Genomic DNA, 22,599 nt, shown 5'->3' with positions numbered 1-22,599 from the left:
ACGTGGGTGACGGGCACCATGGACCTGTGCGGGTTCTGGTGGTCGAAGACGAACAGCTGCTGGCCGACGCGGTCGCCGAGGGCCTGCGACGGGAGTCGTTCGCGGTCGACGTGGCGTATGACGGCGACGGCGCGCTGCAGCGGCTCGGCGTGAACGAGTACGACGTGCTGGTCCTGGACCGGGACCTGCCGTCGATCGGCGGCGACGAGGTGTGCCGGTGGGTCAGCGCCGAGCTGCCCGAGACCCGGATCCTGATGCTGACGGCCGCCTCTGCGGTCCTCGACCGGGTCGACGGGCTGTCGATCGGCGCCGACGACTACCTGGGCAAGCCGTTCGCGTTCGCGGAGCTGGTCGCGCGGGTCCGGGCGCTCGGCCGGCGGGCCAGGGCGGCGACCCCGCCGGTGCTGGAGCGCGGCGACCTGCGCCTGGACCCCAACCGGCGGGAGGTGTTCCGGGGCGGGCACTACGTGGCGCTGACCCGCAAGGAGTTCGCGGTCCTGGAGGAGCTGCTGCGGGCCGGCGGCGCGGTGCTCAGCGCCGAGCAGCTGCTCGAACGGGCCTGGGACGAGCACATCGACCCGTTCACCAATGTGCTGCGGGTGACGGTGATGACGCTGCGGCGCAAGCTCGGCGACCCGCCGGTGATCGAGACGGTGGCGGGCGTGGGGTACCAGATCCGATGAGCAGACTTGGGATCAGGACGCGGCTGACCGTCCTGTACGGGGTGCTGTTCCTGCTGGGCGGCGCGACTCTGCTGGGCGTCACGTACTTCCTGGTCAAGCAGAACATCCACCAGCGCAACTCGGGCGCGATGACGCAGCTGCCGGCAGAGTTCAAGATCAACTTCGGGGATCAGCAGGTGGCGATCACGAAGTTCCTGCAGGACCTGCAGGTCCGGCAGGAGCAGATCGAGCAGAACACCCTGCACGCGCTGCTCACCCAGGGCGCGATCGCGCTGGGCGTGGTGACCGTGATCGGCGTCGGGTTCGGCTGGCTGATGGCGGAACGGGCGCTGCGGCCGGTCGGGCGGATCACCGAGACGGCGCGGCGGGTCGCGGGCGGCAGCCTGCACGAACGGATCGCGCTGCAGGGGCCGGCGGACGAGATCAAGGAGCTCGCGGACACCTTCGACTCGATGCTGGAACGCCTGGACGCCGCGTTCGACGGGCAGCGCCGGTTCGTGGCGAACGCGTCGCACGAGCTGCGCACGCCGCTGACGATCAACCGGACGCTGATCGAGGTCGCGCTGGGCCGCCCCGCGCCGCCGCCGGAGCTGGTCCACCTCGGCGAGACGCTCCTGGCCGTCAACGCGCGGCACGAGCGGCTGATCGACGGGCTGCTGACCCTGGTCGCGTCCGAGCAGGCGCTGACCGTGCACGACATAGTGGACGTCGCGGAGATCGCCCGGCACGTCACGGCCGGCAAGGTCGGCACCGTCTCCCTCGAACCGGCGGTCACGGCCGGCGACCCGGTGCTGCTGGAGCGGGTGGTGCAGAACCTCGTCGACAACGCCCTCGCGTACAACGTGCCCGACGGCGAGGTCTGGGTGCGCACCCGCACGACCGGGTCGCGGGCCGAACTCGTCGTGGAGAACACGGGTCCGGTGGTCCCGGCCTATGAGGTGCCGCGGCTGTTCGAGCCGTTCCGCCGGCTGCGCTCACGGACGGGCTCCGGCCAGGGGACGGGCCTGGGCCTGTCGATCGTGCGCTCGGTCGCGGTGGCGCACGGCGGGCGGGTCGACGCGCGCCCCCGCGATGGTGGCGGGCTCATCGTGACGGTGACCCTTCCCACACAAAACTAACCGACCGATCGGTTTTTTAGTTGGTACGGTCAGCGCATGAGCACCGTTGACGGCCGCCTGCTGCGCGGCGAGCGTGCCCGCACCGCGACCCTCGACGTCGCCGTGGCCCTCGCGACGGAGTCGGGTCTTGACGGGCTCTCCTTCAGCCAGCTCGCCGAGCGGGCCGGGGTCAGCAAGTCCGGCCTCTTCGCGCACTGGTCCACCAAGGAGGAGCTGCAGCTCGCCGCGGTCGCGCGGGCCGAGCGCCGCTTCACCGAGGTGGTCGTGCGACCGGCCCTGCGGGCACCGCGCGGCATCCGCCGGCTGTGGGCGCTGCAGGAGAGCCGCCTCGCCGACATGGCCAGCGGCGCCCTGCCGGGCGGCTGTTTCTTCGCCAACGCGCAGTTCGAGTTCAGCATGCGCCCCGGCAGCGTCCGCGACGCGCTGAGTGCCGCCCTCGCCGACTGGCACACGCTGCTGGAGCGGCTGATCACCGAGGCGATCGAGCTCGGCGAGCTGCGTGACGACGTCCCCGTGGCGCAGCTGGCGTTCGAGCTCAACGCGCTCGGCACCGCCGCGGTCTACGAGTCGCGCCTGCTGCGGGCGGATGAGATCTACACGTACGCGCGGACTGCCGCCCTGCAACGGCTCCGCGGCCTCGCTCTGGTTCCGTATCTGGAGGATCTGCCATGACCACTGCCGTGCTGCCCGGTCACGTGTCCCCGTTCGTCGTGCACTTCGACGACCTCGACGCGATGGGCATCGTGCACAACGCCCGCTACGCGGTGTTCCTGGAACGGGCCCTGTCCCAGTGGTGGAGCGAGCGCGGCCACTCCTATGCCGGCGGCCGGCCGACCACGTCCGACGTGATGCATGCCGTCGCCGAGTATTCGATCTCCTACAGGACCCCAGTGCGCGGCACCGGCGAGATCGGCGTCCACTTCTGGGTCGAGACCCTGGGTGAGACCAGCGCCGTCTACCGCTTCCGCATCCTGTCCGCGGACGGCCTCACCGTGCACGCGGAGGGCCGGCGGGTCAATGTGAAGCTCGACCCCCGCACCCTGCGGCCCGCACCGTGGAGCGAGGACGCCCTTGCCCACGCCTCCGGCCTGCTGGCACACGCCTCGGCGTCAGCGCCGATCGCCGAAGAAGTCGCGTAGCAGCGTCGCGGACTCCTCCGCCAGGACACCGGCGAGGACCTCGGGGCGATGGGTGAGCCGGCGGTCGCGCAGGACGTCCCACAGGGAGCCCACCGCGCCGGTCTTCGGCTCCCACGCGCCGAAGACCACGATGCCGATCCGGGCGAGCACCAGCGCGCCGGCGCACATCGTGCACGGCTCGACGGTGACCACCAGCGCGCAGTCCTCGAGCCGCCACGCGCCGAGCCGTCCCGCGGCCCGGCGCAGCGCCAGGATCTCGGCGTGCGCCGTCGGGTCGCCGGTGGCCTCCCGCTCGTTGTGCGCGGCGCCGAGCTCCGTGCCGTCGGGGCCGAGCACGACCGCCCCGATCGGCACGTCGGTGCCGGCGGACGCGGCGACCTCAAGGGCCCGCCACATCGCCGGCTCCCAGCGCTGGCGCAACGGCGTCAGACCTCGCGCAGCTCTTCGATCTCGTCGCCGGCGCCGATCGCCTGGCAGATCTCCGCCGTCAGGTCGGCCGGGAGCATGCCCTCCTGGGCACACAGCTCCAGCAGCCGGCCGCCGGGCAGGCCCAGGTCGGCGAGGAGCTCGGGATCGCCGACCGGCTCGATGTCGGGCTCGACCGAAGGTCGCTCCTCGTCATCGTCGTCGGCGGCGTCGACCTCCTCGTCGATGATCTCCGGCAGCTGCTCCTCGATGTCGCCGAGGAGGATGGCGCCGAGGCGCGACTCCGCGGCGAAGACCGAGTCGGAGCCGAAAATCCTCAGATCCTCGCCGTCGTCGAGTCGCAGGATCACCAGATACGCATCGTCGGACTCGACGAACAGCAGCGACACCGTCGCGTCCGGGTCGGTGTCGCGCAGGCGTTCGGTGATCTCCTCGACGTCGGCGACGCCACTGAGGTCGAGCTCGGCCGCGGCCCAGCTCTTGGAGCCGCGTGTGACAGCGGCAGCGAAGTGCGACACGGTCCCCCCGGTCGGTGTTCGTCGTTACCCGAGAACACTATTCGAGCAGATCGGCGGTTGGCGCAGGGCTAGTCGGCAAGTCGTCGGCGAGTCGCGATGAGCTCGCGGAGACGATCGGCGCGGAGACGGCGTGGATGGAGCCGCTCGCGAAGCGCTTTCGCGTCCGCGAGCTCGACCAGCAGCGCGAGCCGCCGACGACGCCGCTCAGGATCGAGCCGCTGCAGCCTCAAAGCCATGTTGCTGAGAGTGATGCTCGTCGCAATCCACGTCAAGACTACACGGAAAATTCCTGGTGACAGCTACCGAGCGTGAGCGAACGCCCTTGTCAGCGCAGCGGATCCGGGTGCTTCGCCGCTACCAGAGCAGCCAGTCGCCGCCGGCCAGCCGGTATGCCACGACGATGCCGGCGATCGCCAGGGCGATGCCGCTGGACACCGCGACCCCGACGGCGACGCCGCGGTCGCCGAACCTCGCAAGGATGAACGCCGCGACCCACGACACCAGTCCCGCGATCAGGGTGAGCCAGATGTAGCCGCGGGCCGACGTGGCGAGCAGCCCGAACAGCAGCATCCAGGCGGCCCCGGCGGCGGCGCCGGCGGTGACCATCTGGCTGCGCACCGGCAGCGGCTCGCGATACGTGGGCCGTGGCGGCCCCTGGCTGACCACGAACGGCGGCGGCCGTAGAACGCCCTGCCAGGCCCCGTAGGACGCGGCGGGGGTGAGCGGGCGGGTGGCGCTCAGCCGCGGCGGCGGGCCGATGACCGGCGGGCCGTTGGCGCCGGGCCAGACCGGCCGCCCGGCGGGCATCGCGGCCGTCACCCGGGACGCCCCGTTGGGCGGCGGCGGCACCGGATGCGCGCTGCTGGGCAGCGCAGGCGCCGGTTTCGCGGGGCGCGAAGCGTCCGGCGAGCTCCACGGCGACTCGTTCACTGCCACGAAAAAGAGCTTAGCCCGGCCGTCCCACAGGGACGACCGGGCCGAGCCACGCGACCTACCGAAGGACCTTCTCAGCCGAACAGCGCGATCCGCTTCTGCGTCACCCCGCCGATGGTGGTGAACTCGCCGCCGGCGACGACCTGGTCGAGCGCGGGGTTGGCGGCCATGGCGCGCACGCCGGCGACCCCGTTGCCCTGCGGCGCCCAGTCCAGCAGCTTGCCGTGCCCGTCGATCGCGGCGAGCTTCACCCGCGACACGGACCCGTCGGTGCAGGCACCCTGCGTGCCGTTGTTGCTGGTCGTGCAGGCCTTGTCGTAATGCCCGCCGACGTACGCGACGCCGTCGAGCACGGTGACCGCTTGGACGTCGCCGTCGAAGACCCGGGTCCACTGGACCTTGCCGGAGGGGGTGAAGGCGACCGCACGTCCGCCCTGCCCGCCCATGCCGGCGTAGATCCCGTCCGGGCCGACGGCCACCGCGAGGACGATCGCCGAGGGCCGCGGCAGGAAGTTCTTGTCCAGCTTGCCGTCGACCGAGTCGACCGCGGTGAGCCGCAGCGCGTTGCTCACCCCGTTGGTCTTGTGGAAGGAGCCGCCGAGGTACACCCGGCTGCTCGTCACCGCGAGCGCCTCCACCCTGTCGTCGGTGGTGGGCGCCCATCCCGCGTCGAGTTCGCCGGTGGCGAGGCTGAACGCGGCGAGGTTGGTCCGCTTGGCGGTGTCGATCGTGGTGAACTTGCCACCCACGTACAGCCGGCCGCCGCCCACCCCGAGGGTGACCGGCGAGCCGGACATCGCGTGGTTGAACGCGTTGACGGCGCCGGTGGTCGCGTCAAGCTCGGCGAGCGAGTCCCGCTTGACCCCGGCAACCTTCGAAAAGTCACCGGCTGCATACACAGAGTTACCGTTTACCGCCAGGGCCCGGACCGTGTTGTCGGCCACCGGCGCCCAGTCCAGCAGCGCGCCGGTGCGGGCGTTGATCGCCGCGAGCCGGCTCCGCGTGATGCTCTTGCCATTGACGATGGCCTTGCCGAACGATCCACCGACGTAAACGGTCGCACCGTCGGAGGAGTAGGCCACGGCCCAGACGGTGCCGTCGAACGACGGCGACAGCAGCGGCGTCTTCTCGACCACCGCGGCCTCGGCCGGAGCCCCGCCGAGGAGACCGCACACCGCCGTGGCGGCCGCCGCCACGAGCACCGTTCTCACCATTTGCCGGAAAAGTCGCATGTGAACATGCTAACGGGTTGTAACCGCCCAAACAGGTGCGAATGAGCACGCTTAAGGCGTTCGGCGGCCGTCCCGAGCCGAACGGGTGATCGGGTGATGTGCGAGAGTTCCGCAGTGCGTGATGCGACGTTGAACGTGGCGGTGATCGGACTCGGACTGATCGGCGGATCGGTCCTGCGTGCGCTCGCGGCGAGTGGCCATCATGTCAGCGGCTACGACGCCGACCCCGCCACCAGGGCGACCGCCCGCACCGCCGCCGCACAGGCCCCCGCCAACGCCCGGTGGCACGTCACCGCCACCGTCGCCGACGCCGTCCGGGACGCCGACCTCGCCGTCGTCGCGGTCCCCCTCCCCGCGGTCGGCGGCGTCTTCGACGAGCTGGCATCGCTGGCGTACGTCGGCGTCGTCACCGACGTCACCTCCGTCAAGGGCCCCGTCCGGGACCTCGCGCTCGACCGGCTCCGCACCGGCGGGCAGTCCCTGGCCACGTTCATCGGCGGCCACCCGATGGCCGGCCGCGAGACGTCCGGCTTCACCGCCGCCGACCCGCGACTCTTCGACGGCTGCGCCTGGGTGCTGTGCCTCGAGGAGGACGGCGCCGGCCTGCGCGACTGGATCGAGCTCGCGGCGCTCGTCACCGGCCTCGGCGCCCGCGTCGTGCCCGCCACCGCCGAGGAGCACGACCACGCGGTCGCCACGATCTCCCACGTGCCGCACCTCGTCGCCGCCGCCGTCGCCGCCCGCATCGCCACCGACCCCTGGCCGGCACGCTCGGCGCCGGCTCCTTCCGCGACGGCACCCGGGTCGCCGCCGCCCGCCCCGAGCTCACCGCGGCCATGTGCGGCGGCAACGCCGAAGCGGTCCTCGACGCCCTGGACGCCGTGCTCGCCGACCTCGCCGCCGCGCGGGCCGCCCTCGACGGCGCGGACCCGATCACCACGCTGGTGCCGTGGCTGACACCCGGGCACACGGCACGGCAGGCCTGGCCGCCGGTGCCCGGCGAGACCGCCGACCTTCCGGCGCGGGCCGACGTCCTGCTGCGGCTGGGCCGGGTCGGCGGCTGGGTCGAGTCGGTGGCCAACGACGGCAAGACCGTTCGTGCCGTGCGCCCTGCCTGATTCGTCCGTGCCGCACCCGGGGTGATGCCGGGCCAGGTCCGCACTCACAAGACCATCGATCACTAGACCGGGCAGTACCAGCACTCGGACGCCGATCTTCCGTCCCGCCCCATGATCGAAGGACAGCGGCGGCCGCCCGGACGACCACCCGGAGCCTTCGATCAAGACGGCGGGCGGGCTGGATCTTGGTGCGCGCCTCGGGCGCGCCGCGGTTTGGGTGATTTGCGATGGTTTTTGATACCAGCGACGGTGTGGCACCACCGAATGACGACCTCGACGGCGCTGGATCATGTGAGCGCGGACCTGGCTTGGCATCACCTCGACACGGCACGGACGGCAACCGCGCTACCCGTCCGCGCCGCCGCAGGCTGCGCGAAACCACCGAGCCCCGAGGACCGACACCAGGAACCACTCCAGGCGGCGTACCCCCAAGCGGACGAGCAACCGGAAGACGACCACACGATCCTGGGGGTCAAGGACGCCAAACACGCACATCAGTAACGATGGCGGTGACCAGAGCAGCCGGCGTCACGTCAAAGGCCGGGTTCACCGCCGCCGTCCCGAGAGGCGCCGTCGTGCCGACGATCTCCGCAGCGCCCCGGTCCTCGATCTCCACCTCACCGCCCGAAGGAGTGGACAGGTCGACCGTGGACTCAGGCGCGACGCAGATGAACGGAATGCCCGCCGCCCGGGCGCCAAGAGCGTGGGCATAGCTGCCGACCTTGTTGACCACGTCACCGTTGGCGCAGATCCGGTCGGCGCCGAGGATGACGGCGTCGACCTCGCCGCGGGCCATGAGGAACGGGCCGGCGGAGTCGACGGCGAGGCGGTGCGGGATGCCCGCGCGGGCGAGTTCCCAGGTGGTGAGGCGGGCGCCCTGCAGCAGGGGGCGGGTCTCGCTGGCGATGACGCCGCCGAGCGTGCCGCGGCGGTGCAGTTCGAAGGCGACGGCGAGGGCGGTGCCCCCGACGACGGTGGCGAGGGCGCCGGCGTTGCAGTGGGTCAGCAGGCGGACCCGGTCGCCACAGAGCGAGGTGACCAGGTCGGCGCCGAGGCGGGCCATTTCGGTGGAGGAGTGGATCTCCTCGTCGCGGATGCGCAGCGCCTCGGCGAGCACGTCGGGGAACGACGGCAGGTGGGCGGCGGCGCGGCGGGCGCCGCGGGCGAGATTGACGGCGGTCGGGCGCGCGGTCTCGACGCGGTGCACCAGGTCGGCGACGACCGACGGGTCGGCGGAGGCGCGGGCGGCCAACGCGACGCCCATGGCGCCGGCGACGCCGAGGGCCGGCGCACCGCGCACGGCCAGGCGCTGGATGGCGTCGACCAGGTCGTCCACTGTGGACAGGCGGAGCCAGACCACCTCGAGCGGCAGGCGGGTCTGGTCGACGATGACGACGGCCTCGTCGACCCAGTCGATCGTTCGCATGTCAACTCCCAATGGTCATGATTTTTGGAAAACGCCAACGGCGGACGTTGACGGGCGTACATTCGCGGTTATGAGCACCGGATTGGCGCTCGCGACGGTCCTGGGCCTGATGATGGCCGGTCCGATCGCGTTGATGAGGGTCCCGACCCACCTGCAGCTGACAGTCACCGACACGGCCCTGCTCATCGAGCCGCAAGGATTGGACCGATGGTGGGCGGGCACCGGCAGGGTCGAGGTGCCGCTCGCGGCGATCGCCTCGATCCGGATCGTGCCGCGCTCGGAGGCACCGGCCGTGCCGCACAAGCACCGGCTGCGCCCGGGTGCGCTGCACCTCGACGGGAAGATCACCGCGGGGGTGCACGACGGCACGTTCTGGGACGTGCGCAACGGCGATCAGCTGCTGATGATCACCTGCCGGCCGGAAGCGGAGTTCACGGCGCTGGTGCTGCAGTTCGCCAACCCGTTCGCGACGCTGACCCGCACGCGGACGGTGGTCGCGCACAACGCCTCGCGGAGCACTACCTTCTAGGGCATGAGGGATCCGCTCGCCGATCTGCGGCGCATCGCGTTCCTGCTGGAGCGGGCCGGCGAGAAGACCTACCGGGTCCGCGCGTTCCGCGGTGCGGCGGCCACCCTGGCGAAGCTGCCCGAGGGTGAGCTGGCCGCGAGGGCACAGGCCGGCACGCTCAAGGACCTGCAGGGCGTCGGTGAGGTGACCGCGCGGTGCGTGGTCGAGTCGCTCGCCGGTGAGGAGCCGGTCTACCTGCGCCGCCTCGAGTCGACTGCGGGGCAGGACCTCGACGAGGCGACCGCCGCGATGCTGGCGGCGCTGCGCGGCGACTGTCACGCGCACTCTGACTGGTCCGACGGCGGGTCGCCGATCGACGAGATGGCCCTGGCGGCAGCCGCCATCGGGCACGAATACCTGGTGCTCACCGACCACTCGCCGCGGCTGACCGTGGCACGAGGGCTGTCGGCGGAGCGCCTCACCGAGCAGCTCGACGTCGTCGCCGACCTCAACGCGGGCTTCGCCGGGATCGGCATGTCCTTCCGGATCCTGACGGGCATCGAGGTCGACATCCTCGCCGACGGCTCGCTCGACCAGACCGACGAGCTGCTGGAGCGGCTCGACGTCGTGGTCGGGTCGGTGCACAGCAACCTCAAGGACGAGCCGGAGGTGATGACCCGGCGGATGGTCACCGCCCTGGCAAACCCGCATCTGGACATTCTCGGCCACTGCACCGGGCGGCTGATCACCGGCGGGCGCGGCACGAGGGCGGAGAGCCGGTTCGATCCGGGGCAGGTGTTCGCGGCGGCGGTCGAGCACGACAAGGCGATCGAGATCAACTCGCGCCCGGAGCGGCTCGACCCGCCGAAGCGGCTGCTGCGGGTGGCGCTGGAGGCGGGCTGCCGGTTCTCGATCGACACCGACGCGCACGCCCCCGGCCAGCTCGACTGGCTGTCAAACGGCTGCTCGCGCGCCGTCGCCTGCGGGGTCCCGCTCGACCGGATCGTCAACACGCTCCCCGCCGCGGACCTGCTCGCGTGGACGAAAACGCATAAATAGCCCCTGCGAGATGCCGACGCCGCACAGAACGATGATGCCGCCGACGGGCTGGTTCCAGGTCAGGTGCTCGTGCAGCACGACGACACCGGCGACGGCGCCGACGAACGGCGGCAGGTAGGTCACCATCGAGCCGGTGGTGATGCCGGCGGTGCGCACCACGTGGTTGTTCAACGCGAACGCGATCCCGGTGCCGAACACGCCGAGCGCGACGACCGCCAGGTACACCCGGGGCGAGTGCGACAGCGGCGACGGCGGCGCGCCCGCGATCAGGGGCGCCGCGACCAGCAGCTGCAGCGTCGACATGGTCAGCTGGCCGACGGTCAGCTGCAGGGGTGACAGCTCGAAGCGCTTCATCAGCCAGCGGGTGTAGTTGAACGCGATGCCGTAGCAGGTGACCGCGCCGAGGAGCATGAGCTGGCCGTCGAGCGAACTGCCGCCGACGCCGTTCCACACGCCGAGGACGACCAGTACCCCCGCGAAACCGGCGAGCAGACCGGCGATCTGCCGGCGGGTCGGGCGCTCCGACCGCATCGCGATCAGGGTCACGACGAGTGTGGTGAGCGGGGCGGTGCCGTTCCAGATACCGGCGAGGACCGACGGGACCCGTTGCTCGGCATAGCCGAAGAGGGTGAACGGCACCGTCGTGGCGACGATCGCGTAGACGAAGAGGTGCACCCAGAGCCGGGCGCCACGCGGCGGCGACAACCGGCGGGCCAGCAGGTAGACCAGCAGGGTGAGCGCGCCGAGAAGGATCCGGTAGCCGGCGATGTAGACCGGTTCGAGCTCCGCGAGGGCGTCCTTGATGAACATGAAGCTCGTGCCCCAGATGAGGGCGATGGCGAGGAACGCCGGGAGCCATCGGGCCGCGTTAGGAGCGGGAGAGGTCATGGGCCTTACTCTGCGCCCGCCGACCGGCCCCCGTCGCGCGGATTTCGGACCTCGGAGCGCAGGTCAGGCCACTGGTTGTGAATTGGCCTCAACACGGGCGACAACACAGAATGCGGTCGCGTAGGGTCGGCGCGTGGGATCTATCGATGACATCGCCGATCGCTATGTCGAGCAGTGGGCGCCCCTCGACCCGATCGGGGCGACCTTCGTCGGAGTGGCCGGGTATGACGACACGTTGACCGACCTCTCGCCCGACGGTTTCGCGGCCCTCGCCGACCTCGACCGGCGCACCCTCGCCGCGCTCGCGGCCGAGACGCCCGCCAACGAGACGGAGCGGGTCGCCAAGGAGGCCATGCAGGAGCGCCTGGGGCTCGCCCTGGAGCGGTTCGAGGCCGGCGACATGACCAGTGACGTCAACGTGATCTCCAGCCCGCTGCACGGGGTGCGGAGCTCGTTCGACCTCATGGCGATGGAGGGTGAGCAGGCCGCGTCCGACATCAAGGACCGCCTGGGCGCCGTGCCGGCCGCGCTGGAGCAGTGGCAGCGTTCGCTGCTGCACGCCGCGCAGCAGGGGCACGTGGCGCCGACCCGCCAGATCGTCGAGGTCGCCAAGCAGTGCGACGTCTGGGCCGACCCCGACGGCGACAACTTCTACCCGGACCTGGCCGCCAAGGCCGGCGACGGGGTCAGCGCCACGCTCGCCGCGGAGCTCGTCCGCAACGCCGAGGCGGCCCGCGCCGCGACGGTCGCGCACGGGGAGTTCCTGCGCCGCGAGCTGGCGCCGCTGGGCAGGGAGAAGGAGGCCGCCGGCCGCGAGCGGTATCAGCTTGCCTCCCGCTACTTCCTCGGCGCCACCGTCGACCTCGACGAGGCCTACGCGTGGGGCTTCGAGGAGCTCGCCCGGCTCGAGAGCGAGATGCGCACGGTCGCCGACAAGATCGTCCCTGGCGGCACCGTCGACGACGCGGTCGCCGCGCTCGACGCCGACCCGGCCCGCACGATCCGCGGCAAGGAGGCGTTCCGCGACTGGATGCAGTCCCTCGCCGACGCGACGGTGCAGGAGCTCAACGGGCGGCACTTCGACATCCCCGCCCAGGTGCAGCAGATCGAGTGCATGCTGGCGCCGACGTCCGACGGCGGCATCTACTACACCGGCCCGAGCGAGGACTTCTCCCGGCCGGGCCGGATGTGGTGGGCGGTGCCGCAGGGCGTCGAGGAGTTCTCCACCTGGCGCGAGGTCACGACGGTCTACCACGAGGGGGTCCCCGGCCATCACCTCCAGATCGGCCAGACCTACGTGCGGGCCGAGCTGCTCAACCGGTGGCGCCGCATCCTGGCCTGGTCCAGTGGGCACGGCGAGGGCTGGGCGCTCTACGCGGAGCGGCTCATGGACGAGCTGGGCTACCTCGCCGACCCGGGCGACAAGCTCGGCATGCTCGACGGGCAGGCGTTCCGCGCGACCCGCGTGATCATCGACATCGGCATGCACCTGGAGCTTCCGATCCCTCGCGACAACCCGTTCGGCTTCGCGCCGGGCGAGCGGTGGACCCCGGAGCTGGGCTGGGAGTTCCTGCGGGCGCACTGCCGGGTCGAGGAGAAGAGCCTCCGCTTCGAGCTCAACCGCTACCTGGGCTGGCCCGGCCAGGCACCGGCGTACAAGCTCGGCGAGCGCGCCTGGTTGGCCGCCCGCGACGACGCCCGGGCCCGCAAGGGCGCCGACTTCGACCTGAAGGCGTTCCACCGCGACGCGCTCAACCTCGGCTCGCTGGGCCTGGACCCGCTGCGGGCCGCGCTGGCGCGTCTCTGAAGGAAGACGTGGGCGCGCTCGACGGCATCCTCGTCGCGGACTTCTCCAGAGTCCTCGCCGGGCCGATCGCCACGATGACGCTCGGCGACCTCGGCGCCGACGTCGTCAAGGTGGAGCGGCCCGGCGCCGGCGACGACACCCGCTCGTGGGGGCCGCCGTTCGCCGCCGACGGCCGCTCGACCTACTTCCTGTCCGTCAACCGCAACAAGCGGGGACTGGCGCTCGATCTGAGCACCGCGGACGGGCAGCGGGAGGCGCTGCGGCTGGCTGAGGCGGCCGATGTACTGGTGGAGAACTTCGCCCCCGGCACCATGGAGCGCTTCGGTCTGGGCTATGAGCAGGTCGCCAACCCGGGGCTCGTCTACGCCAGCGTGACGGGCTTCGGGCGGCACCAGCACGCCCCCGGCTACGACTTCCTGGTGCAGGCGGTCGGCGGCCTGATGTCGATCACCGGGGATCCCGGCGGCGCACCCACGAAGGTGGGCGTCGCGCTCGTGGACGTCCTGGCGGGCCAGCAGCTGACCGCGGGGATCCTGGCCGCCCTGTATGCCCGGGAGCGCACCGGCCGCGGCCAGCGGGTCGAGGTGGACCTGCTCAGCAGTCTCCTGGCGGGCCTGGTCAACCAGGCCTCGGCCTACCTCAACGCCGGGGTGGTCCCGCAGCGGATGGGCAACCGGCACCCGAGCATCGCCCCGTATGAGACGCTGCGGGCCGACGACGGCGAGTTCGCGGTGGCGGTGGGCAACGACCGCCAGTTCCAGCGCCTGGTGCAGGCGCTGGGGCTGCCGGAGGATGAGCGCTTCACGACGAACGCGGGCCGGGTGGCACACCGCGAAGCGCTCGTCGCGCGGATCGAGGCGGTGACCGTACACCTGCCGAAAGCGCACTGGATCGAGCTGCTGGCCGCCACGGGAGTGCCGTGCGGGCCGGTGAACACCGTGGCGGAGGGGATCGCGCTCGCGGAGCGGCTGGGGCTCGCGCCGGTGGTGGAAGTCGACGGTGCCAGGTCGGTGGCGTCCCCGATCAGACTGTCGGAGACCCCGGTGACCTATCGACTTCCACCCCCTCAGGACGCGTAGGCGATGCTCAGTGCGGCCGCGGTCAGGACGTTGGACTGCACGTAGACGAGCTCGATCTCGCAGTCGGTGTAGTACCCCGGCAGCGGAATCGGCGGCGGCGGGAACGACGGCGTGAAGGTCAGCGGGATGATGCCCAGCACCTTGGCTGAGAACTTCGACGTGTAGAACTTCACGTTGCCCTCGACGGTCAGCTTGCTGCTCTTCGTCAGCAGCAGCTTCGGCGCGCCGGGGGTCCGCAGCTCGAACGGCGTCGACACCGAGTTCTTCATGCTGAACGCCAGCACCTTGACCTTGCTGCCGTCCTTCTTCGTCAGTTCCGCCACCCCGTCGTAGACGAGGCCGTCCATGGTCATCGTGTCGGCGAGGAGGATCGACGGCGCGGCGGCCACGTGCGGCTGCCCCTCCGCGACCTTCGCCTTCTTGTCGTTGATCGAGGCCGAGGCGCTCGGGCAGGCCGTCGCCTTCGCCGGTGACTTCGCCGTGCCCGGCACCGCCGCCGAGGTGGTCGGCGACGCGGCCAACGCCGGTGCGGTGGTGGCCGACGCCGACGGCACCGGGTCGGCCTGCTTGCCGCCGCCGAAGAGGCCGCCGAGCCAGTCGAGCAGGCCCGGCTTCTCCTCCTCGGTCTTCGTCGGCGACGGGCTGGGGCTCGGCGACGCGGAGGTCGCGCCGCCGCTGGGCGCCGGCTGGGTGCCGGTGCTGGTCTTCACCGAAGGGCTGGCGCAGGCGGCCGGCGCCGCGGACGCCGGCGCGGCCCCGTTGGTGGCCCCGAACAGCGCGGCGCCGGCGACGGCACCGGTGAGCAGCAGCGCGAACAGCGGGACGCCGCGCCCGCGCCGCCGCGGCAGGCCGTCGTGGCCCGTCGGCGGACGCTCGTCGTCGGCGCTGCCCGCCCCGCCGGTGGATGCCTCGTAGTCGTCGTGCAGCGGGCTGCGCTGCGCGCTCGGCAACGAGTCCGTCAGCACCCCGGAGGAGTGCCGCGGGGCCGGCTCGTCGAAGTCGAACGCCGGCTGCTCCCGGGTCGGCTCGTCATAGGCGGCGGGGTCGGTCGCCTTCCGCAGCGACGGCCAGTTGTCCTGGTCCTCGGTGAACAGGTCGTTCAGCGGGGCCCGCTCGTACGCCGGGGCGTCGTCCTCCTCGCCGGCGTCCTCCGTGGCGGGTGCGACCCCGGGCGACCAGGCGGCGGCCAGGCCACCGCCGACGACGCCGAGGATCATGCCGAGGAAGAAGCCACCGAGGTTGAGCCCGATGATCGAGTACAGCGCGGTGAGGGTGCCCAGGATGCCGTAGAACAGCCGCTGCCCCGGCGACACCCAGGTCAGCACGCCGCAGAGCAGCAGCATCGCCGGGATGACGTAGGACAGGAACCCGGTCGGCCCGAAGTGGACCTCCAGGGCGAGTTTCAGGTTGGCGCTGAGGAAGAGTTCCACCCCGGACAGGATCAGGAACCAGCCACCCCAGAACGGGCGCTGGGCGCGCCAGCCACTGAATCCACCGGTGATCGCACGGCGTCTGACGTGCGAAGGGTGGGGAGTGGTCACGGGATCCTCCAGCTGAAAGGGCATTCAGTACTAGTGCGACGCGCAGCGTCGCATGGGGGGTGTGGGGTGGGAACCCCCCACCGGCCGCGGGCGTCAGCCCGTGGAGCTAGGGACAGGCAAGCAACTGGGCCCGCGGAGGTGAAGCCGCGGGCCCAGGCGGTAAGGCTAGAAGCACTCGAAGGGGGTGCCACCGGTGGAGAGGCTGAGGTCGAGACCCGTCAGCTTGAACGTGCCGGCGGTGGTCGACCAGGCAACCTGCTTGAGGTTGGTGATGACCACGCTGTCCGCCTGCTGGGCGAAGCTGCCCTGCAGGCCCTTGGCCTTGTCGCCGCCCTTGGTCAGGTCGGACGCGTCGATGCCGATCTGGATGTTCTCGAACGTGGCGTCACCCTTGAGCGACGTCAGGTCGATCAGCAGGTCGGTCGCCTCGGCCGGGGCACCCGCGGCCTGACCGGCGTGGATCACCATGCTGACGGGCAGCCCGGGGACCTTGACCGACTGGCACAGGTTGTACAGCTTGGCGGACTTGATGCCCGAGACCGCGACGAAGTGGTTCTTCGGGTCGGCCGGGTTGGCGGGGTTGCCGCCCTTCTCCGTGGCGAGGCCACCGTACTGGACGAAGCCGGTGCCCTCGAGCTTGTCGGCGGAGACCTTGAACTGCTGGCCGGAGACGCTGAACGACGCGGCGATCGCGCCGGTCGCCTGGCCGAAGACGATGGCGCCGGCGATGAAGGTGGCAGGCACGACGACGGTTGCGAAACGCTTCCATCTCGTGCGGCCCTTCACCGCGCTGCCCTGAGCTACGGACACGTGAAGCTCCTCTTGGGTCGCGGGGGTGCATACGGTGCGGCGCTCCCTGTCACTGGGGCGCTCGCACCGGCCTTGGTGTCTCGACGCCCCGGCCGGCCCTGCGCTAACAGGGGGTGGAACCGGGGGGTGGGGCGTGCGGACGATGTTGCCGCCTCCCACGTGCGCGGACAAGGCCCGTAGTTACTGACCGGTAACGGCTTCAGTCCAGAAATCGCACGCTGCGTAATCGGTTACCGGGGTGTTTCGGGGCGATGACCGGCCTTCAAAGAGCGCAAAGACGGACAAAGGCCCGCTGTGACGGTTACCACATGTGAGCGATCCCGCCTGAGGTCACGGTTCTATAACGACAAACCTCAGAGGTTCTCAATGTGCACATCGACTGCCATGACTTTGTCGCACAACGGCAGAAATGCCGCATCCCGAAAAACTCAGCATTGCCGTTTGTCCGGCGCGATGGTTAGTTAGCCCTGATAACTAACACGGTGGCCGCCATCCACCGCCACAGTTCTCATCGCCCGCGCGCGCGAAGGGATCGGCACCCGAGCGCCGCACGGTCTCAGGAAGCGCGATCGGCGCGCGTCTTGCCTGGCTGGAACCCCCATCAGCCCAGGAAGGACACCCCCGTAATGGCACCATCCCCTCGCCGGTGGCGAAGGCTGCTCACCGCAGCCACCCTCGCCGCCGGCAGCTCCGTCGTGGCCGCGATCGCCCACGCGCCCGCCGCCGCCGCGATCCCCCTGCCGGCCACCGATTATCAGCACGTCCAGCTGGCCCTGGGCAGTGCCGAGCTCGGCGAGCCGATGTCCCTGGCCGTGATGCCGGACCGCACGGTGATCCACACCGCCCGCGACGGCACAGTCCGCGTCACCGACGCCGCCGGCAACACCAAGGTGGCCGGCAAGCTGTCCGTCTACACCCACGACGAGGAGGGGCTGCAGGGCGTCGCCGTCGACCCCGGCTTCGCCTCCAACCGCTGGGTGTGGCTGTACTACTCGCCACCGCTGTCGACCCCCGCCGGGGACTCGCCGGCCACCGGCACCGACGCGGACTTCGCGCCGTGGAAGGGCCACCTCAACCTGTCCCGCTTCACGCTGAAGACCGACAACACGCTCGACTTCGCCAGCGAGAAGGTCGTGCTGACCGTCGCCAACGACCGGGGCAGCTGCTGCCACGTCGGCGGCGACATCGACTTCGACGCCGCGGGCAACCTGTACCTGACCACGGGTGACGACACCAACCCGTTCGAGTCCGGCTCCTACGCGCCGATCGACGAGCGGACCAACCGCAACCCGCAGTACGACGCGCAGCGCTCCTCGGCCAACTCCAACGACCTGCGCGGCAAGGTCCTGCGGATCAAGCCGAACACGGACGGCACCTACGCCATCCCGTCGGGCAACCTGTTCGCGCCGGGCACCGCGAAGACCCGTCCCGAGATCTACGCGATGGGCCTGCGCAACCCGTTCCGGATGAGCGTGGACAAGCCGACCGGCATCGTCTACCTGGGCGACTACGGACCGGACGCCGGCGCGGCCGACGCGAACCGCGGCCCGGGCGGGCAGGTCGAGTTCAACCGGATCACCGGACCCGGCAACTACGGCTGGCCGTACTGCACCGGCAGCAACTCCACCAACGAGACCTACAACGAGTGGAACTTCGCGACCAACGCGACCGGGCCGAAGTACAACTGCGGCGGCGGACCCACGAACAACTCGTTCCGCAACACCGGTCTCACCACGCTGCCCGCGGCGAAGTCCAGCTGGATCCGCTACGGGTTCGACTCGACCCCGCCGGAGTTCGGCGGCGGCTCCGAGTCGCCGATGGGCGGTCCGGTGTACCGCTACAACGCCGGCCTCAACTCGGCGGTGAAGTTCCCCCAGACCCTGGACGGCAACTTCTTCGCCGGCGAGTACGGCCGCCGCTGGATCAAGCCGATCAAGGTCAACGCGGACGGCAGCCCCGGCGAGATCTCGACCTTCCCGTGGGCCGGCACCCAGGTCATGGACATGGCCTTCGGCCCCGACGGCGCGCTGTACGTGCTGGACTACGGCACCGGCAGCAACAACCAGGCGCTGTACCGGGTGGAGTACATCGGCGGCGGCAACCGCGCGCCGACGGCGAAGATCACCCCGTCGGTGACGTCCGGCCCGAGCCCGCTGACGGTCAGCTTCTCCTCGGCCGGCAGCTCGGACCCCGAGGGCGGCGCGCTCACCTACGCCTGGGACTTCGACGGCAACGGCACCGTCGACTCGACGGCGGCGAACCCGACGTACACCTACACCACCAACGGCACCAAGACGCCGACCCTGACCGTCAAGGACCCGGCGAACCTCACCGGATCGGCGAGCACCGTCATCACCGTGGGCAACACCGCGCCGAACGTGACGCTGTCACTGCCGGCCAACGGCCAGCTGTTCAACTTCGGCGACAGCGTGCCCTTCACGATCAGCGTCACCGACGCCGAGGACGGCACGATCAACTGCTCGCGGGTGAGCATGACCTACTCGCTGGGGCATGACAGCCACGCCCACCAGATCACCTCGAAGACCGGCTGCACCGGCTCGATCGCCGTGCCGGTCGACGGTGAGCACGACGCCGCCGCGAACATCTTCGGCGTCTTCGACGCGGCCTACACCGACAACGGCGGGCTGACCACGCACGTGATCCGCACGCTGCAGCCGAAGCACCGCCAGGGCGAGCACTTCGGCGCCCAGTCGGGCATCCAGGTGGCCGCGCACGCGACGGCCGAGGGCGGCAACACCGCCGGCTTCATCGAGAACGGCGACTGGATCTCCTACACGCCGTACCTGCTGAACAACGCCACCCAGTTCACCGCCCGGGTCTCCTCGGCGGGCGCGGGCGGCACGATCGAGGTCCGCGCCGGCTCGCCGACCGGCACGCTGCTCGGCACCGCCACCGTGGCCCCGACCGGCAGCTGGGACACGTTCGCCAACGTCTCCGCGAACATCTCCGGCGCGCCCGGCACCGCCACCACCCTGTACCTGGTGTTCAAGGGCGGATCGGGCAACCTGTTCGACGTCGACGCGTTCACGTTCACGACCGGGACCACCTCGACCGGCCCGACGGTCAGTCTCCGTTCGCTGACGAACAACCTGTACGTGTCGGCACCGAACGCCACCACCGCACTGATCGCCAACTCGGCGTCGATCGGCACCGCCCAGCAGTTCGAGCTGGTCAGCCTCGGCGGCACCAAGGTGGCGCTGAAGTCCAAGGCGAACGGCCAGTTCGTCTGCGCGGAGAACGGCGGCGCCAACCCGCTGCTGGCCAACCGGCCCACGGCGGGCTCGTGGGAGACGTTCAACCTGATCCGCAACGCCGACGGCAGCGAGAGCCTGCAGGCGACGGTGAACAGCCAGTACGTCACCGCGGAGAACAACGGCGCCGGCTCGCTCATCGCGAACCGCGCGTCGATCGGCCCCTGGGAGAAGTTCGAACTCGTCGGAGCCTGACGCTGTTGGAAAATGTGCGGTCCCGTCACGCACTTGTGCGGGATATTGATGAGTGACACTTGACACTCTTCGTTGGATCGTGAGTGTATGTGTTGGTCCGTGGGGACGTCCGTCGTCCCCACGGATCAGCCTCGGCCGCCACCGGGGCTGACGCATACCTCGAGGAGCCCCTCGTATGAAGCTCTCCAGATGGTTCGCCCTTGCCCTGGCCCCGTTGCTGGCCACCGCGGGCACCGTGATCGCCACCGCGAGCCCGGCCAGCGCCTGGACTCCGAAGACTCCCCCGATGACCACCCCGTGGACCAACTCGGTGTCCACGACCAACCCGCTGCCGGAATACCCCCGCCCGCAGCTGACCCGCACCGACTGGCAGAACCTCAACGGCATCTGGGACTTCGCGGTCACCGGCAGCGGCCAGAGCACCCCGCCCGCCACGTTCGGCGAGCAGATCCGCGTCCCCTACCCCGTCGAGTCGGCGCTGTCGGGCATCCAGCGCAAGGTCACCGAGAACGACAAGCTCTGGTACCGCCGGACCTTCACCGTCCCCGCGGGCTGGGCCGGCCGCCGGGTGCAGCTCAACTTCGGCGCCGTGGACTGGCAGAGCACCGTCTGGGTCAACGGCACCCAGGCAGGCGCGGTCCACAGTGGAGGCTACGACGCCTTCACCTACGACATCACGCCCCTGCTCAACGGCGGCACCAACACCATCGTCGTCGGCGTCTACGACCCCACGGACGCGGGCACCCAGGCGGTCGGCAAGCAGCGCCGCAACGACGTGCTCCCGCACGCGGGCGGCGGCATCTTCTACACCGGTTCCTCGGGCATCTGGCAGACGGTGTGGCTGGAGCCGACCCCGACGGCCCGGATCACCCGCGTGGACCTGGTCCCGAACATCGCCAACAACACGCTGTCGGTCAACGTCCAGGGCGCCGGGCTGTCCGGGCACACCGTGACCGCCACCGTGCTCAACGGCACCACCCAGGTCGGCACCGCCAACGGCGGCACCGGCACCGCGTTCAGCGTCCCGGTGCCCAACGCGCACCGCTGGTCGCCCAGCGATCCCTTCCTGTACAACGTCCGCGTCGATCTCAAGACCGGCTCGACGGTCGTGGACTCGGTCGGCAGCTACGCCGGCATGCGCTCCATCTCGATCGGCAACGTCAACGGCAAGCTGCGCATCCTGCTCAACGGCCAGTTCGTCTTCCAGTCCGGCACCCTCGATCAGGGCTACTGGCCCGACGGCATCTACACCGCGCCCACCGACGCCGCCCTGCGCTACGACCTGCAGGCGCACAAGGACCTCGGCTTCAACATGGTCCGCAAGCACATCAAGGTCGAGCCGCAGCGCTGGTTCTACGCCGCGGACCAGCTCGGCCTGCTGGTGTGGCAGGACATGCCCGCCATGCCGACCGGCAAGAACCCGACGACGGCGGCCCGCACCCAGTGGGAGCTCGAGTACGACCGCATCATCGACCAGCACCGCAGCTCACCGTCGCTGGTCATGTGGGTCAACCAGAACGAGGGCTGGGGCCAGTACGACCAGGCCCGCATCGCCAACGAGGTCAAGGCCTACGACCCCTCGCGCCTGGTCAACAACATGAGCGGCGTCAACTGCTGCGGCTCCGTCGACGGCGGCAACGGCGACGTGATCGACAACCACATCTACGTCGGTCCCGGCTCCACCCTGCCGACCGCGACCCGGGCCGCGGTCCTGGGCGAGTTCGGCGGCCTCGGGTGGAAGGTGGCCGGGCACGAGTGGTCGCCCGGCAACGGCTTCAGCTACGAGGACCAGGCCAGCGTCGCGGCGCTCAACAACCGCGTCGTCGGCCTCTACGACCAGATCCGCACCGGCGGCATGCCGGCCGGCCTGTCTGCGTCGGTCTACACCGAGATCACCGACGTGGAGAACGAGAGCAACGGCTTCCTCACCTACGACCGGCAGGTGGTGAAGGTCGACACGGCCCGCGTCCGGGCCGCGAACCAGGCGCTCATCAACGCCTCCACCAACCCGCCGGCGCCGGCCACGCTGCCCACCAACGTGTACCGGTCGTTCCGGGTCGTGACGCCGTGCTGCACCACCCGCTACATCCGGCACCAGAACAGCCTCGGCTACACCGAGGTCGTCGACGCCAACAGCAGCGCCCTGCTCAAGCAGGACGCCACCTGGCGGATCGTGCCCGGCCTGGCGGACTCGTCGTGCTACTCCTTCGAGTCGCGCAACTACCCCGGGCAGTACCTGCGGCACCAGGCGTACCGCATCCGCAAGGACGCCAACGACAACTCGGCGTTGTTCAAGGCCGACGCCACCTGGTGCGCCCAGCAGGGCACCGGTGGGGTGCGGCTGACCGCCTGGAACTTCCCGGGCCAGTTCCTGCGCCACCGCGCTTCGGAGCTGTGGCTGGCGACGCCGGGCGGGCCGAACGCATGGGACGCGCCCGCGTCCTTCACCGAGGACACGACGTGGTCCGTGGAGAACCCCTGGGCCCCGTAAAGGGTGGATCGAAGCAGGGGACGCCGACCCGGCGTCCCCTGTTTCCAGCTCCGCCAGCTCCGCCGGCTCCGCCGCCGGTTCCGCCGCCGGTTCCGCCGCCGGTTCCGCCGCCGGTTCCGCCGCCGGTTCCGCCGCCGGTTCCGTGGGGGGCTGCGCCTCCCCACACCCCCCATGCTCGCTCCGCTCCCACACAAGCTGATTCCAGCTCCGCCGGCTCCGCCGCCGGTTCCGTGGAGGGCTGCGCCTCCCCACACCCCCCATGCTCGCTCCGCTCCCACACAAGCTGATTCCAGCTCCGCCGGCTCCGCCGCCGGTTCCGTGGGGCCCACACAAGCTGTTTCCAGCTCCGCCGGCTC

Annotated in this window: 20 protein-coding genes and 2 pseudogenes; 14 read left to right on the top strand and 8 right to left on the bottom strand. The window is 70.9% G+C overall.

Annotated features, from left to right (window positions below):
- The first annotated feature begins 26 nt into the window (after positions 1-26).
- The 4 genes from OHA72_RS11505 to OHA72_RS11490 are packed head-to-tail and all read left to right on the top strand — an operon-like array spanning position 27 to position 2,940.
- The gene (locus OHA72_RS11505) at positions 27-683 is read left to right on the top strand and encodes a response regulator transcription factor (RefSeq protein ID WP_327007834.1); all 657 of its coding nucleotides are present in this window, start codon (positions 27-29) and stop codon (positions 681-683) included.
- The gene (locus OHA72_RS11500) at positions 680-1,801 is read left to right on the top strand and encodes a sensor histidine kinase (RefSeq protein WP_327007833.1); all 1,122 of its coding nucleotides are present in this window, start codon (positions 680-682) and stop codon (positions 1,799-1,801) included. Before OHA72_RS11505 ends, OHA72_RS11500 begins: the two co-directional genes overlap by 4 nt.
- Positions 1,802-1,837: 36 nt before the next feature.
- Positions 1,838-2,473, top strand: coding sequence for a TetR family transcriptional regulator C-terminal domain-containing protein (locus OHA72_RS11495; protein WP_327007832.1), 636 nt, complete (start codon positions 1,838-1,840; stop codon positions 2,471-2,473).
- Complete coding sequence (locus OHA72_RS11490) at positions 2,470-2,940, top strand: acyl-CoA thioesterase (protein ID WP_327007831.1); 471 nt, start codon at positions 2,470-2,472, stop codon at positions 2,938-2,940. Before OHA72_RS11495 ends, OHA72_RS11490 begins: the two co-directional genes overlap by 4 nt.
- Here OHA72_RS11490 and OHA72_RS11485 read toward each other — a convergent pair.
- The gene (locus OHA72_RS11485; RefSeq protein WP_327011533.1) at positions 2,911-3,336 is read right to left on the bottom strand and encodes a nucleoside deaminase; all 426 of its coding nucleotides are present in this window, start codon (positions 3,334-3,336) and stop codon (positions 2,911-2,913) included. The genes OHA72_RS11490 and OHA72_RS11485 overlap by 30 nt on opposite strands.
- Before the next feature lie 29 nt (positions 3,337-3,365).
- Positions 3,366-3,884 carry a tRNA adenosine deaminase-associated protein gene (locus OHA72_RS11480; protein WP_327007830.1) on the bottom strand — a complete coding sequence of 173 codons (519 nt, stop codon included), beginning with the start codon at positions 3,882-3,884 and terminating at the stop codon, positions 3,366-3,368.
- 14 nt (positions 3,885-3,898) lie between these two features.
- Between OHA72_RS11480 and OHA72_RS11475 the strand changes: the two genes are divergently transcribed.
- A complete protein-coding gene (locus OHA72_RS11475; protein WP_327007829.1) occupies positions 3,899-4,180 on the top strand; it encodes a hypothetical protein in 282 nt (93 codons plus the stop codon).
- 58 nt (positions 4,181-4,238) lie between these two features.
- On the opposite strand, the gene OHA72_RS11470 is transcribed toward OHA72_RS11475, so the two are convergent.
- Together OHA72_RS11470 and OHA72_RS11465 are read right to left on the bottom strand one after the other, a co-directional pair.
- The gene (locus OHA72_RS11470) at positions 4,239-4,820 is read right to left on the bottom strand and encodes a hypothetical protein (RefSeq protein ID WP_327007828.1); all 582 of its coding nucleotides are present in this window, start codon (positions 4,818-4,820) and stop codon (positions 4,239-4,241) included.
- A gap of 71 nt (positions 4,821-4,891) precedes the next feature.
- Positions 4,892-6,019: an NHL repeat-containing protein gene (locus OHA72_RS11465; RefSeq protein WP_327007827.1), complete on the bottom strand. Its 1,128-nt coding sequence runs from the start codon at positions 6,017-6,019 to the stop codon at positions 4,892-4,894.
- A gap of 126 nt (positions 6,020-6,145) precedes the next feature.
- Between OHA72_RS11465 and OHA72_RS11460 the strand changes: the two are divergent.
- The 3 genes and pseudogenes from OHA72_RS11460 to OHA72_RS11450 form a co-directional block, all read left to right on the top strand.
- Positions 6,146-6,763 (top strand): annotated as a pseudogene (locus OHA72_RS11460) (prephenate dehydrogenase); the annotation flags it as partial.
- A pseudogene (locus OHA72_RS11455) lies at positions 6,661-6,909 on the top strand (hypothetical protein); the annotation flags it as partial. The pseudogenes OHA72_RS11460 and OHA72_RS11455, both read left to right, overlap by 103 nt.
- 84 nt (positions 6,910-6,993) lie before the next feature.
- Entirely contained in the window at positions 6,994-7,167 is a 174-nt protein-coding gene (locus OHA72_RS11450) for a hypothetical protein (RefSeq protein ID WP_327011990.1), read from the top strand.
- 472 nt (positions 7,168-7,639) lie between these two features.
- On the opposite strand, the gene mtnA is transcribed toward OHA72_RS11450, so the two are convergent.
- Positions 7,640-8,593 (bottom strand): S-methyl-5-thioribose-1-phosphate isomerase, encoded by a 954-nt coding sequence (mtnA, locus tag OHA72_RS11445; RefSeq protein ID WP_327007826.1) that lies wholly within the window; start codon positions 8,591-8,593, stop codon positions 7,640-7,642.
- Positions 8,594-8,663: 70 nt separating this feature from the next.
- Between mtnA and OHA72_RS11440 the strand changes: the two genes are divergently transcribed.
- Positions 8,664-9,122, top strand: a complete 459-nt coding sequence (locus OHA72_RS11440) for a hypothetical protein (RefSeq protein WP_327007825.1) — start codon at positions 8,664-8,666, stop codon at positions 9,120-9,122.
- A 3-nt stretch (positions 9,123-9,125) separates the two neighbouring features.
- On the top strand, positions 9,126-10,160 hold the full coding sequence (locus tag OHA72_RS11435; RefSeq protein ID WP_327007824.1) for a PHP domain-containing protein: 1,035 nt from the start codon (positions 9,126-9,128) through the stop codon (positions 10,158-10,160).
- Here OHA72_RS11435 and OHA72_RS11430 read toward each other — a convergent pair.
- The gene (locus OHA72_RS11430) at positions 10,056-11,048 is read right to left on the bottom strand and encodes a DMT family transporter (RefSeq protein ID WP_327007823.1); all 993 of its coding nucleotides are present in this window, start codon (positions 11,046-11,048) and stop codon (positions 10,056-10,058) included. The two genes, OHA72_RS11435 and OHA72_RS11430, sit on opposite strands and share 105 nt — an antisense overlap.
- Positions 11,049-11,181: 133 nt before the next feature.
- Between OHA72_RS11430 and OHA72_RS11425 the strand changes: the two genes are divergently transcribed.
- Together OHA72_RS11425 and OHA72_RS11420 are read left to right on the top strand one after the other, a co-directional pair.
- The gene (locus tag OHA72_RS11425; protein ID WP_327007822.1) at positions 11,182-12,855 is read left to right on the top strand and encodes a DUF885 domain-containing protein; all 1,674 of its coding nucleotides are present in this window, start codon (positions 11,182-11,184) and stop codon (positions 12,853-12,855) included.
- An 8-nt stretch (positions 12,856-12,863) separates the two neighbouring features.
- The gene (locus tag OHA72_RS11420) at positions 12,864-13,934 is read left to right on the top strand and encodes a CaiB/BaiF CoA transferase family protein (RefSeq protein WP_327007821.1); all 1,071 of its coding nucleotides are present in this window, start codon (positions 12,864-12,866) and stop codon (positions 13,932-13,934) included.
- Here OHA72_RS11420 and OHA72_RS11415 read toward each other — a convergent pair.
- Positions 13,922-15,364, bottom strand: coding sequence for a DUF6114 domain-containing protein (locus OHA72_RS11415; RefSeq protein WP_327007820.1), 1,443 nt, complete (start codon positions 15,362-15,364; stop codon positions 13,922-13,924). The genes OHA72_RS11420 and OHA72_RS11415 overlap by 13 nt on opposite strands.
- 276 nt (positions 15,365-15,640) lie before the next feature.
- A complete protein-coding gene (locus tag OHA72_RS11410) occupies positions 15,641-16,285 on the bottom strand; it encodes a DUF6230 family protein (protein ID WP_327007819.1) in 645 nt (214 codons plus the stop codon).
- A gap of 626 nt (positions 16,286-16,911) precedes the next feature.
- On the opposite strand from OHA72_RS11410, the gene OHA72_RS11405 reads away from it, so the two are divergent.
- Both OHA72_RS11405 and OHA72_RS11400 read left to right on the top strand, forming a co-directional pair.
- Positions 16,912-19,752 carry a PQQ-dependent sugar dehydrogenase gene (locus tag OHA72_RS11405; protein ID WP_327007818.1) on the top strand — a complete coding sequence of 947 codons (2,841 nt, stop codon included), beginning with the start codon at positions 16,912-16,914 and terminating at the stop codon, positions 19,750-19,752.
- Between the two features lie 175 nt (positions 19,753-19,927).
- Positions 19,928-22,243 carry an AbfB domain-containing protein gene (locus OHA72_RS11400; protein WP_327007817.1) on the top strand — a complete coding sequence of 772 codons (2,316 nt, stop codon included), beginning with the start codon at positions 19,928-19,930 and terminating at the stop codon, positions 22,241-22,243.
- Positions 22,244-22,599: the final 356 nt, after the last annotated feature.

It is taken from the genome of Dactylosporangium sp. NBC_01737 (assembly GCF_035963215.1).
Lineage (GTDB): Bacteria > Actinomycetota > Actinomycetes > Mycobacteriales > Micromonosporaceae > Dactylosporangium.
This window is presented reverse-complemented; position numbering and strand designations above follow the sequence as displayed.

Excerpts from the sequence above, each read along its gene's own strand:
- mtnA (WP_327007826.1), bottom strand. The coding sequence starts at position 8,593 with ATGCGAACGATCGACTGGGTCGACGAGGCCGTCGTCATCGTCGACCAG.
- OHA72_RS11405 (WP_327007818.1), top strand. The coding sequence starts at position 16,912 with ATGGCACCATCCCCTCGCCGGTGGCGAAGGCTGCTCACCGCAGCCACC.
- OHA72_RS11440 (WP_327007825.1), top strand. The coding sequence starts at position 8,664 with ATGAGCACCGGATTGGCGCTCGCGACGGTCCTGGGCCTGATGATGGCC.
- OHA72_RS11495 (WP_327007832.1), top strand. The coding sequence starts at position 1,838 with ATGAGCACCGTTGACGGCCGCCTGCTGCGCGGCGAGCGTGCCCGCACC.
- OHA72_RS11400 (WP_327007817.1), top strand. The coding sequence starts at position 19,928 with ATGAAGCTCTCCAGATGGTTCGCCCTTGCCCTGGCCCCGTTGCTGGCC.
- OHA72_RS11430 (WP_327007823.1), bottom strand. The coding sequence starts at position 11,048 with ATGACCTCTCCCGCTCCTAACGCGGCCCGATGGCTCCCGGCGTTCCTC.
- OHA72_RS11435 (WP_327007824.1), top strand. The coding sequence starts at position 9,126 with ATGAGGGATCCGCTCGCCGATCTGCGGCGCATCGCGTTCCTGCTGGAG.
- OHA72_RS11490 (WP_327007831.1), top strand. The coding sequence starts at position 2,470 with ATGACCACTGCCGTGCTGCCCGGTCACGTGTCCCCGTTCGTCGTGCAC.
- OHA72_RS11500 (WP_327007833.1), top strand. The coding sequence starts at position 680 with ATGAGCAGACTTGGGATCAGGACGCGGCTGACCGTCCTGTACGGGGTG.
- OHA72_RS11485 (WP_327011533.1), bottom strand. The coding sequence starts at position 3,336 with ATGTGGCGGGCCCTTGAGGTCGCCGCGTCCGCCGGCACCGACGTGCCG.